Origin of the sequence: Frisingicoccus sp. (assembly GCF_048388605.1) — a bacterium.
Classification (GTDB): domain Bacteria; phylum Bacillota; class Clostridia; order Lachnospirales; family Lachnospiraceae; genus Frisingicoccus.
In genome coordinates this window covers 14,333-36,907 of record NZ_DBGCTU010000046.1, presented here as the reverse complement: position 1 = coordinate 36,907, position 22,575 = coordinate 14,333, and the positions used below count along the sequence as shown (strand labels likewise).

The 22,575-nt window shown below is 43.5% G+C and carries 28 protein-coding genes; 21 read left to right on the top strand and 7 right to left on the bottom strand.

Annotation, left to right across the window (positions count from 1 at the left end; genetic code table 11):
• The 8 genes from mreD to ACMN7X_RS12735 all read left to right on the top strand — a co-directional run bounded on the left by mreD (position 1) and on the right by ACMN7X_RS12735 (position 7,654).
• Positions 1-513 carry a rod shape-determining protein MreD gene (gene mreD, locus ACMN7X_RS12770; protein ID WP_418747849.1) on the top strand — a complete coding sequence of 171 codons (513 nt, stop codon included), beginning with the start codon at positions 1-3 and terminating at the stop codon, positions 511-513.
• Positions 506-3,298 (top strand): penicillin-binding transpeptidase domain-containing protein, encoded by a 2,793-nt coding sequence (locus ACMN7X_RS12765; RefSeq protein ID WP_418747848.1) that lies wholly within the window; start codon positions 506-508, stop codon positions 3,296-3,298. The genes mreD and ACMN7X_RS12765 overlap by 8 nt, the downstream gene beginning before the upstream one ends.
• 74 nt (positions 3,299-3,372) lie before the next feature.
• Positions 3,373-4,164: a septum site-determining protein MinD gene (minD, locus tag ACMN7X_RS12760; RefSeq protein WP_418747847.1), complete on the top strand. Its 792-nt coding sequence runs from the start codon at positions 3,373-3,375 to the stop codon at positions 4,162-4,164.
• Between the two features lie 10 nt (positions 4,165-4,174).
• A complete protein-coding gene (locus ACMN7X_RS12755) occupies positions 4,175-4,459 on the top strand; it encodes a cell division topological specificity factor MinE (RefSeq protein WP_418747846.1) in 285 nt (94 codons plus the stop codon).
• Positions 4,459-5,592, top strand: a complete 1,134-nt coding sequence (locus ACMN7X_RS12750) for an FtsW/RodA/SpoVE family cell cycle protein (protein ID WP_418747845.1) — start codon at positions 4,459-4,461, stop codon at positions 5,590-5,592. Before ACMN7X_RS12755 ends, ACMN7X_RS12750 begins: the two co-directional genes overlap by 1 nt.
• Positions 5,593-5,597: 5 nt before the next feature.
• Positions 5,598-5,990: a methylglyoxal synthase gene (locus tag ACMN7X_RS12745; protein WP_418747844.1), complete on the top strand. Its 393-nt coding sequence runs from the start codon at positions 5,598-5,600 to the stop codon at positions 5,988-5,990.
• A gap of 21 nt (positions 5,991-6,011) precedes the next feature.
• A complete protein-coding gene (locus ACMN7X_RS12740; RefSeq protein ID WP_418747843.1) occupies positions 6,012-7,148 on the top strand; it encodes a D-alanyl-D-alanine carboxypeptidase family protein in 1,137 nt (378 codons plus the stop codon).
• An 86-nt stretch (positions 7,149-7,234) separates the two neighbouring features.
• Entirely contained in the window at positions 7,235-7,654 is a 420-nt protein-coding gene (locus ACMN7X_RS12735) for a twitching motility protein PilT (RefSeq protein WP_418747842.1), read from the top strand.
• A gap of 133 nt (positions 7,655-7,787) precedes the next feature.
• Here ACMN7X_RS12735 and ACMN7X_RS12730 read toward each other — a convergent pair whose 3' ends face one another.
• Positions 7,788-7,994: a DUF378 domain-containing protein gene (locus ACMN7X_RS12730; RefSeq protein ID WP_418747841.1), complete on the bottom strand. Its 207-nt coding sequence runs from the start codon at positions 7,992-7,994 to the stop codon at positions 7,788-7,790.
• Between the two features lie 114 nt (positions 7,995-8,108).
• On the opposite strand from ACMN7X_RS12730, the gene ACMN7X_RS12725 reads away from it, so the two are divergent.
• The 12 genes from ACMN7X_RS12725 to ACMN7X_RS12670 all read left to right on the top strand — a co-directional run bounded on the left by ACMN7X_RS12725 (position 8,109) and on the right by ACMN7X_RS12670 (position 18,016).
• On the top strand, positions 8,109-9,056 hold the full coding sequence (locus ACMN7X_RS12725) for a TIGR01212 family radical SAM protein (RefSeq protein WP_418747840.1): 948 nt from the start codon (positions 8,109-8,111) through the stop codon (positions 9,054-9,056).
• Positions 9,057-9,091: 35 nt separating this feature from the next.
• Entirely contained in the window at positions 9,092-10,453 is a 1,362-nt protein-coding gene (locus ACMN7X_RS12720) for an HlyD family efflux transporter periplasmic adaptor subunit (RefSeq protein ID WP_418747839.1), read from the top strand.
• A gap of 11 nt (positions 10,454-10,464) precedes the next feature.
• Positions 10,465-11,157, top strand: coding sequence for a YggS family pyridoxal phosphate-dependent enzyme (locus ACMN7X_RS12715; RefSeq protein WP_418747838.1), 693 nt, complete (start codon positions 10,465-10,467; stop codon positions 11,155-11,157).
• 23 nt (positions 11,158-11,180) lie between these two features.
• Positions 11,181-11,771: a cell division protein SepF gene (locus tag ACMN7X_RS12710; RefSeq protein WP_418747837.1), complete on the top strand. Its 591-nt coding sequence runs from the start codon at positions 11,181-11,183 to the stop codon at positions 11,769-11,771.
• A gap of 11 nt (positions 11,772-11,782) precedes the next feature.
• Positions 11,783-12,049 (top strand): YggT family protein, encoded by a 267-nt coding sequence (locus ACMN7X_RS12705; protein ID WP_418747836.1) that lies wholly within the window; start codon positions 11,783-11,785, stop codon positions 12,047-12,049.
• Positions 12,050-12,054: 5 nt separating this feature from the next.
• Positions 12,055-12,795, top strand: a complete 741-nt coding sequence (locus tag ACMN7X_RS12700) for a YlmH/Sll1252 family protein (RefSeq protein WP_418747835.1) — start codon at positions 12,055-12,057, stop codon at positions 12,793-12,795.
• An 11-nt stretch (positions 12,796-12,806) separates the two neighbouring features.
• On the top strand, positions 12,807-13,430 hold the full coding sequence (locus tag ACMN7X_RS12695; RefSeq protein WP_418747834.1) for a DivIVA domain-containing protein: 624 nt from the start codon (positions 12,807-12,809) through the stop codon (positions 13,428-13,430).
• Between the two features lie 91 nt (positions 13,431-13,521).
• A complete protein-coding gene (gene aroB, locus ACMN7X_RS12690; RefSeq protein ID WP_418747833.1) occupies positions 13,522-14,604 on the top strand; it encodes a 3-dehydroquinate synthase in 1,083 nt (360 codons plus the stop codon).
• Positions 14,601-15,107: a signal peptidase II gene (gene lspA / locus ACMN7X_RS12685; RefSeq protein ID WP_418747832.1), complete on the top strand. Its 507-nt coding sequence runs from the start codon at positions 14,601-14,603 to the stop codon at positions 15,105-15,107. Before aroB ends, lspA begins: the two co-directional genes overlap by 4 nt.
• On the top strand, positions 15,100-16,020 hold the full coding sequence (locus ACMN7X_RS12680) for an RluA family pseudouridine synthase (RefSeq protein WP_418747831.1): 921 nt from the start codon (positions 15,100-15,102) through the stop codon (positions 16,018-16,020). Before lspA ends, ACMN7X_RS12680 begins: the two co-directional genes overlap by 8 nt.
• Positions 16,021-16,191: 171 nt before the next feature.
• A complete protein-coding gene (locus ACMN7X_RS12675) occupies positions 16,192-16,944 on the top strand; it encodes a tRNA lysidine(34) synthetase (RefSeq protein WP_418747830.1) in 753 nt (250 codons plus the stop codon).
• 19 nt (positions 16,945-16,963) lie between these two features.
• The gene (locus ACMN7X_RS12670) at positions 16,964-18,016 is read left to right on the top strand and encodes a tyrosine-type recombinase/integrase (RefSeq protein WP_418747829.1); all 1,053 of its coding nucleotides are present in this window, start codon (positions 16,964-16,966) and stop codon (positions 18,014-18,016) included.
• A gap of 8 nt (positions 18,017-18,024) precedes the next feature.
• On the opposite strand, the gene ACMN7X_RS12665 is transcribed toward ACMN7X_RS12670, so the two are convergent.
• The gene (locus tag ACMN7X_RS12665; protein ID WP_418747828.1) at positions 18,025-19,362 is read right to left on the bottom strand and encodes an FAD-dependent oxidoreductase; all 1,338 of its coding nucleotides are present in this window, start codon (positions 19,360-19,362) and stop codon (positions 18,025-18,027) included.
• 59 nt (positions 19,363-19,421) lie between these two features.
• Entirely contained in the window at positions 19,422-19,736 is a 315-nt protein-coding gene (locus ACMN7X_RS12660) for a LysM peptidoglycan-binding domain-containing protein (RefSeq protein WP_418747827.1), read from the bottom strand.
• A gap of 215 nt (positions 19,737-19,951) precedes the next feature.
• On the opposite strand from ACMN7X_RS12660, the gene lexA reads away from it, so the two are divergent.
• A complete protein-coding gene (gene lexA, locus ACMN7X_RS12655; protein WP_418747826.1) occupies positions 19,952-20,566 on the top strand; it encodes a transcriptional repressor LexA in 615 nt (204 codons plus the stop codon).
• 111 nt (positions 20,567-20,677) lie between these two features.
• On the opposite strand, the gene rsfS is transcribed toward lexA, so the two are convergent.
• From rsfS to yhbY, 4 genes are read right to left on the bottom strand one after another with little or no spacing between them, the layout of a single operon-like run.
• Complete coding sequence (rsfS, locus tag ACMN7X_RS12650) at positions 20,678-21,052, bottom strand: ribosome silencing factor (RefSeq protein ID WP_418747825.1); 375 nt, start codon at positions 21,050-21,052, stop codon at positions 20,678-20,680.
• Positions 21,049-21,633 carry a bis(5'-nucleosyl)-tetraphosphatase (symmetrical) YqeK gene (yqeK, locus tag ACMN7X_RS12645; protein ID WP_418747824.1) on the bottom strand — a complete coding sequence of 195 codons (585 nt, stop codon included), beginning with the start codon at positions 21,631-21,633 and terminating at the stop codon, positions 21,049-21,051. The genes rsfS and yqeK overlap by 4 nt, the downstream gene beginning before the upstream one ends.
• Entirely contained in the window at positions 21,617-22,249 is a 633-nt protein-coding gene (gene nadD, locus ACMN7X_RS12640) for a nicotinate-nucleotide adenylyltransferase (RefSeq protein WP_418747823.1), read from the bottom strand. Before nadD ends, yqeK begins: the two co-directional genes overlap by 17 nt.
• Before the next feature lie 11 nt (positions 22,250-22,260).
• Positions 22,261-22,563 carry a ribosome assembly RNA-binding protein YhbY gene (yhbY, locus tag ACMN7X_RS12635; protein WP_418747822.1) on the bottom strand — a complete coding sequence of 101 codons (303 nt, stop codon included), beginning with the start codon at positions 22,561-22,563 and terminating at the stop codon, positions 22,261-22,263.
• Between the last annotated feature and the right edge of the window lie 12 nt (positions 22,564-22,575).

Here is a 22,575-nt window from a genome sequence, read left to right as displayed (position 1 = left end):
ATGCGGCGGCTTGTATTTTATATAGCCATGATATTTACGGCATATTTTTTGCAGATCGGAGTGTTTACTAATTTGACGCTTGGCGGCATCGTGCCGAATCTGCTGGTTATATGCACGGTATCGATCGGTATGATCCGTGGAAAAAAAGAAGGGTGTCTGATCGGATTTTTTTGCGGTATTCTGATGGATGTCCTGTTTACCATATATTTCGGCTTTTATGGGCTGACTCTGGCGGTCATCGGCTATATGGCAGGCTATGTTCAGCAGATTTTTTATGAGGAAGATATGACGCTCCCGATTGCCATTATCGGCATTGGCGATCTGATCTATGGTTTTATTGTTTATCTGGCCGGCTTTTTGACCCGGGGACGGATGGATATCTTCTTTTATTTTCGGAAAATTATGCTTCCGGAAGTTATTTACACGTTAATTCTGGCCGTTTTCCTCTATCGGATAATCAGCTGGATCAATAAAAAGATTGAGATAAAAGGAAGTGAAAACCGTATTGATTAAAAAGATAATTAACTTCATTTCAGATCTGACAAAATCAAGAATCTTTGTAATCGGTGCTTTTTTTGCGTTTCTTTTTATTCTGCTTGTTCATCGGGTTTTTGTGCTGCAGGTGATCGAGGGTGAAAATTATCTTGAAAGTTTTACCTATCGTATACAAAAAGAAACGGAACTTCCGAGTTCCAGAGGAACCATTTATGACAGAAACGGGAAAATACTGGCTTACAATCGTTTGGCAAATTCGATAACCATAGAGGACAGCTCTCTTTTGAAAACGAATGCGGAAAAGAATGAAATGATTTTCCGGCTGCTCCAATTGATCGAGGGCTCAGGCTATGAAGCGATTTATAATATACCGATTCGTCTTTATGAGGATGGAACGATGGAATTCACTGTCAGCGGCAACAGCTTACTGCGTTTTATCCGGAATGTTTATGGCAAGGATAATATTGACCAGCTCTCGGAAGAGCAGAAAAGCGTGACAGTTGAAGAATTGTTTGATTATATGTGTCATGGGGATGACGACACCTCCATGTTTGGAATTGATGATTCCTATTCCACGGAGGATGCTTTGAAGATTGCCGCCGTTCGATATGAACTTTTTATGAAGCGTTATGAACAATATCTGTCTGTAACCATTACTTCGGATGTCAGTGATACTCTTGTAGCAAAAATCAAGGAAAATACGGCGGAGCTCCCGGGTGTGACCGTTGAGCAGGATTATGTCCGCCAATATGAAAACAGTAAATATTTTTCCAATATAACGGGCTATTGCGGCGAGATCTCGGAGGATGAACTGGAAGAATTCCGGTTATCCGGCAATGACAGCTATACTTCTGGAGATATTATCGGGAAAACCGGGCTGGAAAAATCCTTTGAAAACGAGCTCCACGGAGAAAAGGGAAAGCAGACGGTTTATGTAGACAGCCTTGGCAGTATTCTTGAGGTTGCCGAGCGGGTGGATTCTTCACCGGGCAATAATCTCTATCTGACGATCGATAAGGATTATCAGATACAGGCTTATAATCTGCTGGAAGAAGAGATCGCGGGAATTCTTTTACAGAAGTTATCAAGCAGCGGCGAGGGACGGATCGATATGAATGATGTTTATGCGGCCCTCATTAAAAATGGAATTATTGATCTGGAGCATATGAAAGATAAAGGTGCCTCCGAGTTGGAGCAATCCATCTATGCGCTCTATCAATCCCAGGAGAGCAGCCGTTTTGAAACGATCCGCCATTTGCTTGACGGAACAAATATGAACTCATATAATGCCTGTTCTGAAGAAGAACGGGAATATATTGAGCTGATTGAAAATATAATTACTAATAACGGCATTTTAGATACATCCAGATTATCTTCGGATGATGAGACAAGCCAGTTATGGACAACGGGAAATACGAGTCTTTATGAGTATCTCCACTATGCCATCGGTAAAGACGCCATTCAGGTGTCCGCATTGGAAATTTCCGATACCTTTTTGGATTCGAATCAAATCTATGCGGCGTTAACGGATTTTATTCTCCTTGAGCTGGATGGAAACAACAGTTTTTCTAAGATTGTCTATTCCGCCATGCTCAGCCAGGGGATGATCAGCGGACAGCAGGTTTGTCTGCTGCTCTATGAGCAGGGAGTTCTTGAGAAGGATGCGGATTATGACAATCTGCTCAATAATGTTGTCGACGCTTACGCGTTTATGTATAATAAAATAAAAAATCTGGAGATTACTCCGGATATGCTGGCGCTGGACCCGTGTTCCGGTTCTCTTGTGGCAACGGATCCGAAAACCGGGGAAGTTCTCGCCCTTGTGTCCTATCCGAGTTATGATGCCAATCGGATTGGTGATGCCAATTATTTTGCATCCCTTCTGGAAAATGAATCTCTTCCGCTGTACAACCGGGCAATGCTGCAGAAAACAGCGCCGGGCTCCACATTTAAGATGATCACGGCGGCCGCAGGACTGGAAGAGGGCGTCATCACTCCCGACAGTTATATTACAGATATGATTGTCTTTGATAAAGTCGGAATACCGGTCAGCTGCTGGTCGACCCAGTACAGTCATGGTTCGATTGAGATTACGGATGCAATTAAAGAATCCTGTAACTATTTCTTCTATGAAGTGGGTTATCGCCTTGGTATTGATTCCAACGGTTATTATAACTCGGAATATGGTATTCAGAGACTTCGAAAGTATATGGCGCTGTTTGGGCTGGACCGCACTTCAGGCATCGAACTGGATGAGGCCGAACCAAATATGTCTGATATGGACCCGGTTCTTTCGGCCATCGGACAGGCCCGGAACAGTTATACCCCGTCTCAGCTGGCGCGCTATATTACAGCCGTAGCCAGCCGGGGAGATTTATATAAGCTGTCCATTTTGAATAAATTAACCGATTCAAATGAGCAAACGATTCAGGAATACTCGCCGGAGATCATCGATCACATCAACTTTAAAGAGTCGACGTGGGATTCGATTTTTAACGGTATGTATAAAGTTATCGGCAACTCGTCCTTCCTTTCTGTATTTTCCGGATTGGATGTGGAAGTGGCCGGTAAATCAGGTACAGCTCAGGAAAATGCTCTGAGGCCGGACCATGGTCTTTTTGTATCCTTTGCACCTTATGATGATCCGCAGATCACAGTAACTGTTGTTTTACCATATGGCTATGGTTCCTATAACTCAGGAAGTGTGGCGAAAAACATGCTTTCCTATGTTTTCCATCAGAATGAGGCAACCGATGGAAAACGGCAGGCTGCAAATGTCGATGGAAGTACCGTTTCCGATTAATTCATGAACATGAATATACCAATGATAACCTGTGAGAAGTATCAACATCGGGAAATTCATTGGAGGGAATTGATATGAGCGAAGTCATCGTTGTTACATCCGGAAAAGGCGGTGTGGGGAAGACCACATCGACAGCAAACATAGGAATGGGCCTTGCCCAGATGGATAAACGCGTCGTTATGATCGATACTGATATCGGTCTTCGGAATCTGGATGTGATTCTGGGGCTTGAAAACCGGATCATCTATAATCTCGTTGATGTTATTGAAGGAACCTGCCGTTTAAAACAGGCGCTGATTCGCGACAAGCGTTATCCGGGACTGTTTTTGCTGCCGTCGGCTCAGACGAGAGATAAGAGCAGTGTTTCGCCGGAACAGATGAAAAAACTGGTGGAACAGATGCGGGAGGATTTTGACTATATTATTCTGGACTGTCCGGCGGGGATTGAGCAGGGATTTCAGAATGCTGTCGCCGGAGCAGATCGGGCGTTGATCGTAACCACCCCGGAGGTGGCGGCGATCCGGGATGCAGATCGGATCATCGGCCTTTTAGAGTCTCAGCAGATTGGGCGTATGGATTTGATCGTCAATCGTCTTCGCTTTGATATGATTCGAAGCGGTGAAATGATGTCGCTGGAAGATATTATGGATATTTTGTCGGTGGATCTGATCGGAGCCGTGCCGGATGATGAAAATGTGGTTGTGTCCACCAATCAGGGAGAGCCGCTTGTCGGAAGAAACACCATGGCCGGACAAGCCTATGCGAATATCTGTCTCAGGCTGACAGGTCAGGATGTTCCGCTGCTGGCAGAGCGCTATCAGGCCGGATGGTTTCGCCGCCTGACGCGATTCCTCGTGAGAGGGTAGGTGAGATATAATGGGATGGTTTTCTGGATTTCGCAGAAAAAAGGCAAGGAAGTCCGGCGCAATTGCCAAGCAGCGGCTGAAAACGCTGCTCATTTCGGACAGGGCGGATTGTTCCGCCGATTTGATCAACGGTATCAAAGGAGATATCGGGCTGACGCTCTCAAAATATATGGATGTGGATGTGGAGCATATGGAGGTCAATATCCTGCAAAGCGAAGCGGCCGTCCGCAGTGACGGAACAATGATGCTTGTAGCCCGGATACCTTTTAAAGAAATAAACAAGGTGATTTGTTAATGAACTTATATGAAGATAAATTTCGTTTTTTAAACTACAATTTAAAAAAATACAACTGGCGTTTATTGCTGCTTGTCATTATAGCGACGGTTCTCGGCCTTTTTGTCATCGAGAGCGCCGCCGACGGATATGCCAGAAAACAGCTTTTGGGTATGGCTGTCGGCCTGATCGGACTGGTGGTCGTTTCCTTTATTGATTATAATTTTATTTTAAAATTCCAGTGGCCGATTTATCTGATGGCGGTTGTTATGCTGGCGGCAGTTTTGGTTTTTGGCGTTAATGTTAATGGTGCCAAACGATGGTTCTCACTCGGTTCTTTCGGGACATTCCAGCCCAGTGAGTTTGCCAAGATCATGCTGATCATCGTTTTAACCTGCCTGATCACGTCCCATAGGGATCAGATCAGTCAGCTAAGGACCCTGATCATGATCGGCATTATTTATATTATCCCTGTATTTTTGATATATAAGGAGCCGAATATGTCGACCACACTGGTGTTCCTGTTTATCTTCGTGATGATGATTTTCTGCGGAGGGCTGAGCTATCGGTTTATAGGAAGGGTCTGCCTGTTTGCCGTGCCGATACTGGGCTTTCTTGCCTGGTACATCCAGCAGCCTTTTCAGATTTTGCTGCACGGGTATCAACTCAATCGTATTCTGGCCTTTCTTAATCCGTCGGAATATCAGCAGACAACGGCAAACCAGCAGTATAATTCGGTTATGGCGATTGGATCCGGGATGATCACAGGAAAGGGACTGAATAATAATACGATCACATCGGTTAAGGGAGGTAATTTCATATCCGAGCAGCAGACGGATTTTATCTTTTCTGTCATCGGAGAGGAACTTGGATTTATCGGGAGCTGCGTCACCATTTTGCTTTTATCGGCGATAGTGTTTGAATGTCTGAAGGTGGCCAGAAATGCTTCGAATCTCAGCGGACGGCTCATCGCCGCCGGTGTGGGTTCCATGATTGCGTTTCAATCCTTTGTCAATATTGGTGTTGCCACCAATCTGTTGCCGAACACGGGATTGCCATTACCTTTTATCAGTTACGGATTAAGCGCCCTGCTGGCCAATATGGTCGGAATCGGGCTTGTTATTAATGTTGATTTACAGAAAGGCAGGAGGTAGCTAAAATGAATATTGGATTCGTTGCAAATGAAAGCAAAAAGAAACTGATGCAGAATTTTTGTATTGCATATCGGGCAATACTTGCCAAGCATGAACTTTTTGCTACGGGAACTACCGGCCGATTGATTGAAGAAGTAACCAATCTGACCGTACACAAATATCTGGCAGGAACCCTTGGCGGTGAGCAGCAAATGGGCGCCCAGATTGAAAACAATGATATTGACCTGGTTATTTTCATGCGGGACCCGGCTCAGACATCCGGCATGACCGATGTACATACCCTTGTACGATTATGTGATGACCATAATATTCCTTTGGCAACAAATCTGGCTACAGCCGAGCTTTTGGTGAAAGCTCTGGAGCGGGGCGATTTAGACTGGCGCGAATTTTACAAATGAGTTTAAATGGGTGATATGAATATGAAAAGAATAAAGGTGGGCGCGGTGTGCCTTTTGAGTTTAAGTCTTTTGACCGGCTGCACCCCGTCAACGACATTGATCAAATCCTATACGGATACGGCCTTAAGCAGTAAAAGTCTGATTATTAATACGGCCTCTGAGGACGATTACACTTTTTTTGCTGAAAAGCTGGCTGTTTTTCCTAAAAATACCAGCGCGGTCAGCGTTTCGGAAAGCACGGATGAGACCGATGAGACAGAAGAGACTGAAAGCGATACCTTCGGATCTGATGAGACGGATACGGAGGAGACCCTTAGCGGGCAAGAGGAATCGGATTCCGAAGAGACTGAAGCGGGAACTTATGATGAGACCGATGAGACAGCCCCGGTGGAGGAGGGTATCGATGCTAAAACCGGTCTGATCGCAGGAAAAGATACCTTAAGCAGTATTTACGGTAAAAATGTTTATGACAGGGTCTATCCGGCCAGTGTCACGAAGATTATGACAGCGCTTTTAACTATGGAAAAGGCAGATTTTAATGACACGGTCGTATTTACGGAGGATATGGTCGTCACGGATTACGGTGCAAAATTATGCGGCTTTGAAGTGGGAGATCAGTTGACTGTTGAGCAGTTATTTTACGGTCTGCTTGTCTACAGCGGTAATGATGCCGCCAATGCTCTGGCAGTGCATATCGCCGGAAGTGTCGAGGCCTTTGCGGATATGATGAATGCGGAGGCAAAAAAACTTGGCTGCGTGGATACCCATTTTGTCAATCCGAGCGGCCTGCACGATAATGACCACTACACAAGCGCCTATGATTTGTATTTGATTTTTGATAAATGTCTGGAATACGAAATTTTTCAGGAAGTGATTCGTCAGAATTCCTATTCTTTAAGCTATAGGGATGCTGCGGGCGGGACGGTGGATGCCGTTTATAATACAACAAATCAGTATTTTCTGGATTATTACGATTATCCGGAGAGTGTCCGGGTACTTGGCGGAAAAACGGGAACAACCGATGAAGCCGGCTGCTGCCTGATCCTCTATGAGGTGGACAAAAAAAATCAGGGATATATTTCCGTCATCCTGGGGGCTTCCGACAGCGATGAGCTGTATTCAGAAATGAATATTCTATTGAATAAAATTCCGAAATAGACATTGAATTTTCAGTCAGCTTATACTATAATAGGAGTAAGCTTATTACACGAATAAGACGAGGGCATATAGAGGAGGAGAACAAAATGATACAGATTATTTCAGGTGTAAAAGGTAAGGGTAAAACAAAATACTTAATCCAGAAAGCCAATGAAGAAATTAAGAGTGCAAGTGGAAATGTGGTATATCTGGATAAAAACAACAAGCATATGTATGAATTAAGCAACAAAATTCGTTTGATTAATCTGAGCGAATACCCGTTGGATACATATGATGCATTTTTAGGTTTTATCTGCGGTCTTATTTCTCAGGATCATGATTTGGAGGCTATGTATCTGGATAGCTTTTTGACCATTTCTTCCGTATCGGATGAATATATTGGATTTGTTCTTTCCAAATTGAAAGATATTTCTTCCAGATTCAACATTAATTTTGTTATAAGTATTTCCGTAGATGCTGACCATCTGCCGGATGAATTTAAAGACGATATCATTATCTCTTTATAAAGACATTTGAAAAGGGACTTGAACAAGACAGTTTCGAGTCCCTTTTTTTGTGCGATACGCCCGAACAGCAATGCTGTGAGCCGGCTGCGATACGCCCGGAAGGCGGCTGCCGTGCCTGCACGGGCGGCTGCCTTTATTCTTCGGTTTTTAATTTCCAGAAAAGTACGAGAGAATAAATGCCCGCAATGCCGACAACCGCAAAAATAATGCGGGTAATCATGGACATATTTCCAAAGATGGCAGATATGACATCTAAATTGAAGAATCCGATCAGTCCCCAGTTTACGGCACCGATAATGATTAAAATAAGAGAAACTACGTCCAGCCAGTTTCTTTCCATAAGGTTCCACCTCCTATATTTCTCTTTCTAGTATTTACGAATTTTTTGTGAAATATACTTTTAAAAACAATTTAGACTTTAAATCTATCGCAAAAACATATATAATAATATGATATGGACAGAAATTACTTATATTATAAATATTCAGATTACCTAAAAAAGCATTATTCCGCAAAAGTTTATAAACTTCCGGTGAACCTTCCTCTGAGCTGCCCAAACCGAATTCACGGACAGGGCTGCAGTTTTTGCGCGGAATCCGGCACCGGGTTTGAAGCTATGTCCTCTGAAAAATCTGTGACAGAGCAGCTTATAAAAATCCGGGAATACATACGCCGGCGGTATAAGGCTCAGAAATTTATCGCTTATTTTCAGAATTATACAAACACTTATCTGCCCTTGACCCGGCTTCAGGCCTATATGGAAGAAGCGGCAGAGGTTTCGGATGTTGTTGAGATCGCCATATCCACCCGCCCGGACTGCATCCGGGAAGATTATCTGGATATGATGGAAGAATTTTCAGAGGTTCACGGCGTTGTTATAACTATTGAGCTTGGCCTTCAGACAGCCAACTATCATACATTAAAGGAAATCCGCCGCGGTCATGGACTGGCAGAATATCTGGATGCCTGTCTCAGAATCCGCCGCAGAGGTTTTTGCCTTTGTACCCATGTGATTTTGAATTTACCGGGAGATACGCTGGATGATGTGATCGAGACCGGTAAAATCGTTTCAATTATGGACAATCAGCTTGTAAAGATCCATTCGCTTTATATTGCCCGGGGGACAGAGATGGGCCGGCTTTATGAGAGCGGACAATTTGTTCCGGGGTCAAAAGAAGATTATTTTATGCGGCTGCAGAATTTTCTCGAATATCTGTCGCCGGATATTGCCGTGGAACGGCTTTTCAGCCGTATTCCCGAGGAGGATGCTCTTTTTTCCAACTGGCAGACAAGCTGGTGGAAGCTTCAGGATGAATTTCTTGCTTATATGGAGAGCAGCAACGGTTTTCAGGGAAAAAGATATGATTACAGAAATGGTCCGGTATTGAAATTTTTTCAATAATCGTTGAAAAGACAATTTAAAGGAGCTTTATTACTATGGGTGATAACCGTAAAAGGTTTCGATTTCAACTGAATATCGGTTTTATTGTTTTTATCATTCTTTTTATTTATCTGACGATCACGATCATCGTCAATTTAATGAAGGAAAATGTTTCCGTTTGTCGTGTGGAAGAGGGACAGATTGTAAACAGCGCCTCTTTTACGGGGGTATGTATTCGTGATGAGGAAGTGGTCAATGCCTCCGGCAACGGTTATATTAACTTCTATGTCGGGGAGGGAGACAAGGTCGCCAAGGGCGGGAATATTTATCTGCTGAACAGCAATCCGCCTCAGAGCAGTAATGCCCGGAATTCAGAGAATACGGGGCTTAATGCCTTAGCCTACGGGGATATCCGCGATCAGGTGACTGTTTTTGCGAGAAATTATACGGACAGCCAGTTTTCCCAGGTGTATTCTCTCGCGTCTAATCTGCAGAGCCTTTCCACAGAAATGGTAAGCGCGGCGAAAATTCAGGATTATCAGGCGAATACGGGAAATGGCCAGGTGGTTCAGACGGTTGAGAGCGGTATCGTTTCCTATAGTTATGACGGATATGAGAATCTGGCTGTGGAATCGGTGACAAAGGAAGTGTTATCGGGAAGTAAATATGAGCTGCATCAGATTAATCCCTATACGTACATTGAATCGGGACAGCCGGCCTATAAGCTGGTGCATAATCACCAGTGGCAGATCGTCATTCCTCTGACGGCAGATCAGGCCTCCGGGCTTGAGGATGTGACTTCGGTAAATCTGACCTTTAAAAAGGATAATATTGAAACCATATCGGATTTCCGTATTCATCAGGGAAGTGACGGTATTTATGGTGTCCTCACTCTAAACGATTACATGGTGCGTTATATTTCGGAGCGCTATGTGGATATCGAAATTGTTTTTGAAGAAGCGGCCGGATTAAAAATTCCGACATCAGCTCTGCTCACCAAGGATTTTTATCAGATTCCGATAGAATATCTTATCCAGGATAACCGTTCCTATGAAGAGGGATTTTATTGCGAGAGGACCAATGAAAACGGTGAGACGGTGGCCGATTTCCGTACAACGGGTATTTATTACCGGGACAATGATTATTTTTATGTAAGCATGGATGATTTTTCACTGGGAGATTTCATCGGCAAGGTGAATACGGGCAGTGAAGAGGAGAGATTCCGGATTGGCGCTACAGGCCAGCTTCCGGGGGTTTACAATGTAAATAAGGGATACACTCAGTTTGAAATAGTACAGATTCTTCATAAAAACAGTGATTATTGCATTGTCACGGAAAATCTGAATTACAGTGTGGCCCTTTACGATAATATTGTCTTAAACAGTGAGACTGTGACAGAAAATCAAATAGTATATTAGGAGATGAAATCATGATCAAGGAAAATGTTGCTGAAGTTGAAGCCCGGATCCGGGCAGCCTGTGAGAGGGCCGGACGCCGGCGTGACGAGGTCACATTGATTGCCGTCAGCAAGACTAAACCGGTTAGTGATATTTATGAGGTGATGGAGACCGGAATCAAAGATTACGGTGAAAATAAAGTCCAGGAAATGTGCGATAAGATGGAAGTAATCCAACAGCCGTTAAACTGGCACATGATTGGACATTTGCAGAGAAACAAGGTAAAATATATTGTTGATAAAGCCGTATTGATCCATTCGGTGGATTCATTGCGGCTGGCACAGCAGATCAGCCAGGAGGCCCTGAAAAAGGGCGTGGAAGCCAATATATTGATTGAAGTCAATGTGGCTGAGGAGGAGTCAAAATTCGGCCTTACAACCGATGAGGTCATACAGATGGTGACAGAAATTGCCAAACTTCCGGCAGTTCATATTAAAGGCCTTATGACCGTTGCTCCGTTCACTGAAAACCCGGAGGAAAACCGGCCGTATTTCCGGAATTTGAAACAATTAGCTGTTGACATTGCCGAAAAAAACATTGATAATGTTACTATGAGTGTGCTGTCAATGGGTATGACAGGTGATTATGAGGTCGCCATCGAAGAAGGTGCCACCATGGTACGAGTGGGTACCGGCATTTTTGGCGCAAGAATATATTCCAAATAGATTAAAGAGTTAGGAGATTATTCATGGGTAAAGGTTTTGACAAATTTCTTAATATGATTCGTTTAAATGATGAAGAATATGATGATTATGACGACTATGATGATTTTGATGATGAATACGAGGATGATTTCGAAGATATACCGGCACCGGTTGTAAGGAAAAAGACGTTTAAGAAGGACACGGCGGATACAAAGCGAGAGGCAAAGAGTTCAGCAAAAAAGACACAAAAACATGAGAGTACATTCCAGTCTTCTCAGACGGTTGCTGCGGCTTCGACATCTTCCGCCCGCGGAAAGATTGTTCCGATGAAATCCAAAGTTTCCAGAGGAGAGGTATGTGTCATGAGGCCTAGAGTTTTTGATGATTCACGGGAGATCAGCGATGTTTTATTATCCGGAAAGGCGGCAGTTCTCAATCTTGAAGGGGTCGATACGACTCTTGCCCAGCGGATCGTTGATTTTGTTTCCGGTTCCTGCTATGCAATGAACGGGCATATTCAGCAGATTTCAAATTATATTTTTATTATCACGCCGGAATCCATTGAAATTTCGGGAAATGCACCGGAAGAGGTGTCTTCCGGAATTCGTATCCCATCTTTCGGAGATGAATTTTAGAGGTGGATTCATTGTTCATATATGTTATAAGTATCGGGTACTGGTTTTTTCAGATTGTTAAAGTGGCTTTGACCATATATATTATCCTGATCTATCTGCCGTTTCTTCCGAGGCTGCAGACTGTCATGAAGGATATTATGAATCCTCTGCTCAGGCCGGTACGCAGTATGTTGAGCCGTTCCGTATTTAATACCCGCGGACTTGATATGTCGCCGATCATTCTCTATCTTCTGGTTGCCTATGGCTCCCAATTGTGTCTGGCGATGTCGCCGAGGTAGGAAGTATGACGAGAGAAGAACAAATGCTGTTAAAGCATTTTAATGATTTATCAGAAAGGGCCTATTATCAGAATCGCCCATGCTTTTCGGATTTTCTGGATATGAATGTCCAAAGTCTGCTCCTTCAATATTTTAAGGGGCCGATCGTGCCGGAACTTTACGGCGGCTATGATTTTGCGGAACGAAAAATGGCTGTCTTTTCTGAGACAGAAGTCGGTGAATACCCGGTCTGCTGGCTGGAGATCGGGCCGTCCTATCCCAAATATGCAGAAAAATTGGGACACCGGGATTTTCTGGGAAGTATTCTTGGCCTGGGACTGGAAAGAAGTTGTATTGGCGATATTTTGATGGAGGATTCCACCGCCAGAGTATTGTGCCTGGAGAGAGTAAAGGATTTTATTATTCATGAATTAACCCAGGTGCGGCATACAAGTGTTCAGGCAAAGGTTATCGGTGTTCCGGAATCTATTGCCCGGCCAAAATTCGAAACTATTCATGGAACAGTCAATTCCCTGCGTTTGGACGCGGTGATCAGTCTGGCATTTCATCTGTCCCGTTCCCAGTCCTGCGGACTTATCGAGGGCGGACAGGTTTATATTAACGGCCGCTTAAACACATCCAATGGGGCCGCATTGAAGGATGGAGATATGATTTCTGTTCGTCACAAAGGAAAATTTATTTTTTCAGATAATAAAAACAAATCAAAGAAAAACAAGTGTATCGTTGAAATACACAAATATGTATAGGAGGAGTGTCTATGTTAACACCAATTGATGTACAGGCAAAAACTTTTAAATCTGGAATGGGATATTCGAAAGCGGATGTAGACAGCTTTTTGACAAATCTTTATGCGGATTATGAGACATTGTATCGGGAAAATATGGAACTCAAGGATAAAACGGGCCTTTTGAATGAAAGCCTGAGCCGTTATAAGGATATTGAAAAATCTCTGCAGAAAGCCCTTGTGCTTGCTGAGACAACTTCTGAGGAAACCATCGCATCAGCAAAGACGAATGCGGCCGTGATCGAGCAGGAAGCGCGCGTTAAAGCAGAAGCGATCGTTGCCGACGCAAAGCAGGAACTGGAAAATATCCGTTCCATGACAGCGGAATTGATTCAGAGATATGAAGCTTATAAATCCCAGTACAAGGCTCTGGCTTCCGCTCAGATGGAATTATTGTCCAGCAGCGCATTTAATATTGAACTGGCAAAGGTGGAATCCCTTGTTGTCAGCGAAGCTCCGGAAGCAAAACCGGTGTATCAGGAGGCCGCTGCTCAGGTCGCTGCCAATGCGGCGAAAGAAGCCGAGGATGATATGGATGAGACTGTCACAGAAGATGACACTATGATTAAGGACATCGCAAGTATTTTTGATAAATAAACAAAAGAAATAGTGGGAGAGTCTGCACGGATTAAAAGGTGTCTGGCAGACTCTTTCTTCGTTCATCGATTGCGCGAAAGAGGTGTTATAATTGAGAACAATTGAAATTCGAAAGGGAGAAAAGAAAATATATGATATCTGTCTGGACAATTCCTACGGTCATCTGAGAGAAAAGCTGGAGGAACTCGGAGTTCCCGGCCGAAAGGTGTGCATCGTCACAGACAGCCAGGTGGCGCCTTTATATTTAAAAGAAATTGCCAATCTGTGCAGCGGCCTGGCATCTAAAGTTACTCATTTTGTTTTTGAAGCGGGCGAAGCGAGTAAGAACCTGACAGTTATTGAAAAAATATATGAAAAATTAATTGTCGAAAAGTTTGACAGAAAGGATTATATCATTGCCCTCGGCGGCGGCGTTACGGGGGATATGGCCGGCTACGCGGCGGCCACCTATCTGCGCGGCATTGATTTTATTCAGCTCCCGACAACCCTGTTGTCCCAGGTAGACAGCAGTATCGGCGGTAAAACCGGAGTGGATTTCCAGCAGTATAAGAACATGGTGGGGGCTTTTCATCAGCCGGCCCTGGTCTATATGAATCTGAACACCTTAAAAACCTTGGATGATCGTCAGCTTTGTGCGGGTATGGCCGAGGTCATCAAGCATGGCCTGATAAAAAACAGCGGGTATTATGAATGGATAAAGGCTCATACGGCTATGATTCTTGAAAAGGATTATGATACTCTGGAGCATATGATTTACGAAAGCTGCCTGATCAAGGGCGGCGTAGTTGAGAGGGACCCGAAGGAGCAGGGAGAGAGAGCACTTCTGAATTTTGGGCACACGATTGGACATTCCGTTGAAAAACTGAAAGATTTTGAATGGCTCCACGGAGAGTGCGTTGCCCTTGGAATGGCTGCCGCAGCGGCAATTTCCGCGGGTAAAGGGCTGATCTCCGGGGATACATGTCAGGACATTAAAGAAGTGCTGACGGCATTTCACCTTCCGGTTCGGGTTGACGGCTTAGATCCGGAGGACATTCTTGCAGCAACGAAATCAGACAAAAAAATGGATGGCGGCAAAGTGAAATTTATTCTTCTTGAGTCGCCTGGAAATGCCTTTATCGACCGGGAGGTGTCTGATAAAGAAATTCTGGAAGGAATAGGAGCATGTTTATGAAATACTTAAAAGGGTTGATCGGGGCCGTTCTGCTGATCGTTTTGGACCAGTGGACAAAATATATGGTATTGCTTCATATAAAACCGGTAGACAGCATTCCTCTGATATCCGGTGTGTTGTCCTTCACTTATCATGAAAACCGTGGAGCTGTATGGGGGATCATGCAGGGGCAGATTCCGATCTTGATCGTTTCCACGATCATTATCCTGGCAGTGGTTTTATGGGTTTATTCACGTATTCCGGATACAAAAAAATATCTATGGCTCCGCATTATTGCGGTAATGGTCACGGCAGGGGCCATCGGCAATTTTATCGACCGGATTTTCAGACATTATGTTGTTGATTTTATTTATTTTGAGCTAATTGACTTTCCGATATTTAATGTGGCGGATATGTATGTGGTCATTGCTGCCTTCTTATTGATTTTTGTTTCGATATTCATTTATAAAGAAGACAGAGATTTTGATTTCATAAATCCTAAAAAGGGAGACCGTCATGAATAGCTGGTTGGTTGAAAAGGAAATGAACGCTCTGCGTATTGATAAATTCGTCAGCGAGCGCATGGACGGCGTGTCCCGTTCCTATATCCAGAAGCTGATCAGGGATGGCCTTGTCACCGTTGATTTAAGGCCCGTTAAGGCCAATTATAAGGTAAATGAAGGGGAAAGGGTAGAAGTGGCCCTTCCTGAGCCTGTGAGCCTGGATATCGAGCCTCAAAACATTCCTTTGGATATTTTATATGAAGACGACGATGTGCTTCTTGTAAACAAGCCGAAGGATATGGTGGTCCATCCAAGCGCCGGACATTTGGACGGTACGCTGGTAAATGCGCTGTTATATCACTGCAAAGATTGTCTGTCATCAATTAACGGTGTGATGCGTCCGGGCATTGTTCATCGAATCGATAAGGATACCACGGGCGTTCTCATTATATGCAAAAATGATAAGGCTCATAATTGCATTGCGGAGCAATTAAAGGTCCACAGCATTACACGAAAATATCACGCCCTTGTATGGCATAATCTGACAGAAGATTCGGGCACTGTGGACGCGCCTGTCGGACGGCATCCGATAGACAGAAAAAAAATGGCTGTCAATTATAAAAACGGAAAACCGGCAATTACTCATTACAGGGTTTTAGAACGGTTTGGAAATTATACTTATATAGAATGTGAATTAGAAACCGGCCGCACGCATCAGATCCGGGTACACATGACATCCATTGGCCATCCGTTGGTTGGCGATCCGATTTACGGTCCGGCCAGGCAGCCTTTTAAAACCCAGGGGCAAATGCTTCATGCCAAGGTGTTTGGGTTTATACATCCGACAACCGGAGAATATATGGAATTTGAAACGCCTTTGCCGGATTATTTTGAAGATATTCTTAATAAATTGAGAAATATAAAGACTGTTTAATGAAAGAGCAGTCTTTTCTTTCTATATCAATCTATTCGCTAAACACAGCTTTTCCGAAAAGATATTGCAAAAAAAGCCGGAATATGGTATTCTATGAACGGCTGGCAGGGAATTTTCTGTATTCGATGCCGGATTCACTTTTATAGATTTTAGAGAAAGGTTTTACAAATTATGAAATTACAACAGCTCTTAAGTTTTACCCGCAAGGCCGTGGACACTTATCAGATGATTCAGCCCGGCGATAAAATCGCTGTCGGTATTTCCGGCGGCAAAGACAGCCTTACATTATTATATGCACTTCATGGATTAAAACGATTTTATCCGAATCCCTTTGAAATTGAAGCAATCACGGTGGATTTGGGATTCGAGGGCTTTGAAACGGCTGCTATTGCCGAATTATGTGCCGAACTGGATGTCCCATATACGGTTGTTAAAACCGATATAGGAAAAATCATCTTTGATGAACGCAAAGAAAAAAATCCGTGTTCCCTCTGTGCCAAAATGCGCAAAGGCTCTTTAAATCAGGTTGCCAAAGCCCACGGCTGCAACAAAATTGCCTATGGCCACCACAGGGATGATTTGGTGGAAACAATGCTTATGTCATTAATGTTTGAAGGACGTTTTTATTGTTATTCGCCGGTGACCTATCTGGACAGAATGGATCTGACGGTTATACGGCCCTTATTATTTGTCTATGAGGCCGATGTCATTGGCTTTAAAAACAAATATCATCTTCCGGTCAGCAAAAATCCATGTCCGGCTGACGGTAATACAAAGCGGGAATACATGAAAAATCTTTTAAAACAGTTAAACAGCGAACACCCCGGCGTTATGGATAAAATGTTTCATGCTATCATTAACGGCAACATTTCCTCCTGGCCAAAAATCGATACGGTTCTGGCTGATAAATTGAACAATATATAGATCAGAGGAGGTATTCAAAATGAAGGAATATACTTATCAGGAGCAAAACAATATTGAAAATCAAAGGAAACTCCGGGAGCTTCTTCGGGAACTCCCCGCTTTCACTCTCACCTTTTTCCGGGGGATCGAGCCTCGGACATCCTCGCGAACCCGGCTGGGATATGGCTATGATCTGCGGATATTTTTTGAGTTTCTCCAGCAATATAATCCCTCCATCGGTAAAATGAATATGCGGGATATACCGATGGACATACTGGATAAAATAAAGGCTTTGGATATCGAGGAATATCTGGAATACTTAAAACTCTATGAAAAAGACGGAAAAACCTTCACGAATACAGAAAGGGGAATTGCCCGCAAACTGGCTTCTCTGAAGACCTTTTATAATTATTTTTTCAAAAAAGAATTGATCGCAACCAATCCGGCAGCCCTTGTTTCCGCGCCGAAACTGCATGAAAAAACCATCATCCGGCTGGATATCGACGAGGTGGCCCGGCTTCTGGACAATGTGGAATCCGGCGAACAGCTGACCGGTAAACAGCTGGCTTATCATGAAAAGACAAAAGTTCGCGATTTAGCGCTGCTTACCCTCTTTTTAGGCACCGGAATCCGTGTTTCCGAATGTGTCGGCCTGAATATTGACGATATTGATTTAAAAAATAACGGCATCAAGATTATCCGAAAAGGCGGCAATGAAGTGATCGTTTATTTTGGCGATGAAGTTTTGGAGGCACTTCTCCCCTACCTCGAGGAACGGAAAGGAATCGAAGCCCTTCCGGGACATACAAACGCTTTGTTTCTTTCCATGCAGAGAAAACGAATGTCTGTCCGTTCCGTTGAAAATCTGGTTAAAAAATACGCCAAAACAGTAACGACCATGAAAAATATCACACCGCATAAGCTGCGCAGTACCTATGGTACCAATCTATATAACGAAACCGGGGATATCTATCTTGTGGCTGACGTTCTCGGCCATAAAGACGTCAATACAACGAAAAAGCATTATGCATCCCTTGAGGACAGCCGGCGCCGTATGGCCGCAAAAGCCGTTACATTGCGCGAAAAACAATAGTTTTCATATTATTGGCAATGAAGGTCTTTTTGGGCCGGCCCGCTGATTAAATGGCCTTCCGAGTCAAAGCGTGAACCATGACATGGACATTCGTAAGTTTCTTCTTCCGGATTCCATGTCAGGGGACAACCGAGATGGGTACATACCTTTCTGTGCTTTGGAATCAGATATTTACTAAAATCTTTTACAGTGTGCAGACCGTTCTTCAGATATCCGGTCATCGCCTCGGCACATAATTCTCTTTGCGGATAAAAAATATCCCGCTGTATATCGCCATGCCCCGAAATCAGATTCGACAAAATTTTCGCGCTGACCATCGAGCTGCTCATCCCCCATTTCCCAAAACCCGTGGCCACATACCAGTTTGGTTTCTTTTTTGAAAAGTGTCCGATATAAGGAATACCATCCGGGCTCATACAATCCTGAGCGGACCAGTGAGCTGAGGTAAAGGCATCGGGCCACAGCTTCGCCGCCGTTTCGCTGTGAAGGCGATAGGGACTTTCAGATAATCCGGCGCCGGTGCGATGATTGCCGCCGCTGATCAACAGATCGTTTCCGGCGCTTCGAAAAGACAGCCCATCGCTGTCAATGCCATAATAATAGTTTTCAAGTTTCATCGCCTGTTTCAGCGCAAGGACATAGCTTCTTTCCTGATAGAGACGCATGAAATAATATCCGGGAATATTCACAAAAGGAAAATGGCAGGCAAATATAATATATTTAGCCCATACTTTTCCGTGCCCGGTTTTTACACTCCGCCCATGGATGTCCACAACCCTTGAATTTTCAAAGATAGTTAAATTTTCTGAAAGCGCATACAAAAATTTTAATGGATGAAAGGACGCCTGATTTGGAAATTCCAGGGCGGCTGAAACGTCCATCGGCAATTCGATTTCTTTTGTCAGCCTGGCCGGAATACCGCTTATTCTTGCAGCTTCAGCTTCTTTTTCGAGTGATTCCGGCGATTTTTGGGTATAAAGATAAGAAGCACACCGCTTAAAATCACAGGAAATGTGCTCCTCATGAATTATTTGTTCATAGGCATCTATCGCACTCTCGTTGGCCGAGGCGTACTGCCATGCCCCGGCAGAACCAAAGTTCTTACATAAACGACTGTATATCAGGCCGTGTTGCGAGGTGATTTTTGCTGTTGTACCGCGGGTCTGACCGCTGCCTATATGTTCCGCTTCCAGGATAACAACATCAAATCCCCGCTTTTGAAGCATATATCCCGCAAGTATCCCGGCCATTCCTGCGCCGATGATACATATATCTGCTTTTATATCTTTTTCTAAGCGATTCCTTTCCGGTATCGCCGTATTCTTTTCCCATATTGATTTCGGCATATATAAACCTCCTCCGTATAGTATATGCCGGAAACGGAGAAAATATTCTAAAGATCAGATCATAAATCCGAAATCGGTTCATCCGCATAATAAGGCAGAATTAACAGCTGTCCCTCTTTGATTTCTGAACATTCCAGGTGGTTGCTTTCCATAACTTCTTTAATGTAACAATGGACCGATGAATATTCCGGCGTTGAAAAACGCTCGGCTATATCCCATAAGGTATCATCCTTTTCAACGACATAACTTGTAAAATATTTGCGCTCGTTCATCTTCATGGAATCGTTTGCTTCAACCTCGGCTGCGTTCCAATGAAAAACAAGAATCATTCCCAATAAACCGAGTAAGATCGCTGCCATAAATAATTTTTTCATAAGTACCCCTCCTTGTGGATCGTATATCTATCTTTTCGTTACAATTTATAAATTATTGGATTGAACATTTGTTTGCATATCTGCATTATATTGAACATCTGTTCTTTTGTCAATAGGATTTTTTAATTTTTTCGAATATTTGTTCGTTATTTGTTTGCAATGTTCGAAAAAGTATGTTATGATAATAAACAAGAAAAAGAAAAGGAGGATTTCTTATGGCCGGTCAATTAACCGAAAAACAACAACAAATTCTTGATTATATAAAGTCTGAAATTTTACAGAAGGGTTATCCGCCTTCAGTTCGGGAGATTTGTATAGCTGTTCATTTAAAATCTACATCTTCAGTTCACGCCCATCTCTCATCACTCGAGGAAAAGGGCTATATCCGCCGGGATCCGACAAAGCCGAGGACGATTGAAGTGATCGATGATGCTTTTGCATTGACCCGCCGGGAGATGACGAATGTTCCGATCATTGGAACGATCACTGCCGGAGAACCGATTCTTGCCCAGGAGAATATTGAGGATTATTTCCCGATTCCTGTTGAATATCTTCCGAATGCAGTGGTATTTATGCTCAGGGTGCGGGGAGACAGTATGATCAACGCCGGTATCTATAATGGAGATACGGTGATCGTCGAGCAGCGTTCTACTGCGAAAAATGGGGATATGGTCGTTGCTATGATTGATGATTCTGCTACAGTGAAAACATTCTATAAGGAGAATGGTCACTATCGTCTGCAGCCGGAGAATGATACGATGGAACCTATCATTTGCGACCATGTTGAGATTTTAGGAAAAGTGATCGGATTGCTCCGTATGGACATGTAGATAAAAAAAGATTCTTCCAAAAAGCTTGAAACGCTATTTGGAAGAATCTTTTTTTATTCGGGGCATATATCCCCTGCAAATGTGTAATTTTGAAACAAATTCATGTAGACACTAGTCGACTTTACTGTCGACATTTTTAAATTCATCAATATCGACACTCTTTCCATCCCGCCATATTCTTTCCAAATCATAGAACAAACGGTCTTCCTCAGAAAAAATATGGACAATAATGTCATTATAATCCATCAAAATCCAGGCCGCTGTACCGTAGCCTTCCGTCTGGCGCGGTTCATAGCCGGCACGCCCGAGAACTTCCTCGACATTATCCGCCATTGTCTGCACCTGATTTCGGTTGTTTCCGCTGGCAATAATGAAATAATCTGCAATAATAGATATATCCCGGATGTCGATAACCCGAATATCATTTCCTTTTTTATCTTCCAGCGCTTTAATCGCCAGACTTGTCATTTCCTTTGATTTATTCATTCTGAACTCCTTAATAATTTCTTATAATAGTCACGCGTTATCATTGTATGGCGGTCGATCTGCTTTCCTGTCTTTTCCAGATAATCCAATGTCTGTTCCAAAATCTGGAGAACTGTTTCATCCAGATTTTCAAAAGCCAGACGGCGAAGTTCCGGAAGCCGGTCCGCTTTTTTTCGATTAGGCTCAATATAATCGGCAACAAAAACAATCTTTTCAAGTAAAGTCATTGCCGGCCGCCCTGTTGTGTGATATCGGATGGCATTGAGAATCACTTCATCTTCAATGCCGAACTTATCTTTTGCGATGCAGGCTCCGGCCTTCCCATGGAGAAGAAAAGGCTGTTCAAATTCCATTTTAGAAATTTTTTCACCGTGATTCCGGCATATTTTTATCATTTTTTTCTCAGGAAGCTCTTTCGCACAGTCATGAAGAAGTCCGGCCAGTTCTGCTTTTTCCAAATCCTCTTCATATTTCATGGCAAGACAGACAGAGGTATATTCAACGCCCAGGGTGTGAATAAAACGGCTTCCTTTCAGATTTTTCCTCAATTTATTTTGGATATCCTCAATGCTGAATCTCATCCTGCGCTTCATCTCCTTTATATAAATCATGTTGAATAATATAATCCCGCACAGCTTCCGTCACAAAAAAACGGATAGACTCCTGATTGGCTGCCCGGCGCCGGATATCCTTCGAGGACACATCGATTTCCGGCATATTCATCAACCGGATACGGGCATTATACTTCTCTGTCAGATGGGCTATCTGGCGCCGCATTTCTTCAACCGGATGATGATCGCGCACAGCAACCAGAAGTATAGCCTGTGCCATGACTTTTTCGGGCGCATACCAGGTTTCAATCTGAAACAGGGAATCGGCGCCCATAATGAAATAAAATTCAATATCCGGGTAAGCTTCATGGAGTAAACGCAATGTCTCCGCCGTATAGCTTCGCTCATGGCGGCGGGCTTCAAAATCTGATTTTATAAAATAGGGAATATCTTTGACCGCCAGCTCTGTCATCTGACTGCGATGACGGTAATCCAGCACTTTTTGCTTTTCCTTATGGGGCGGGTCCGCCGATGGAATAAACCATACTTCATCCAATTTGAAAAAATCATAGGCATTTTCCGCCAGCATAAGATGGCCGAGATGGATGGGATTGAATGTACCGCCCATAATACCGACTTTTTTCATGCCAAAGCCACCTATCTTTCCGGGAGAATGATTTTTTTCTTTTTATCCTTACCCTCTCTGTAAAGGACGATTTTTTTTCCGATAATCTGAACCACATCGGAATGGGTGCGTTCACTCAGATATTCTGCAATGGCCCGCGGATCATCGAGACAATTCTGCAGAACAGAAATTTTAATTAATTCTCTGGCTGCCAGAGCTTCATCTACAGCTTTTGTGAATTCCGGCGTCAGGCTTGATTTGCCGATTTGGAAAATCGGGGTGATATTCATTGCAAGACCTTTTAAATAAGCCCGCTGCTTACTGTTTTTTATCAAAACCTTGCCCTC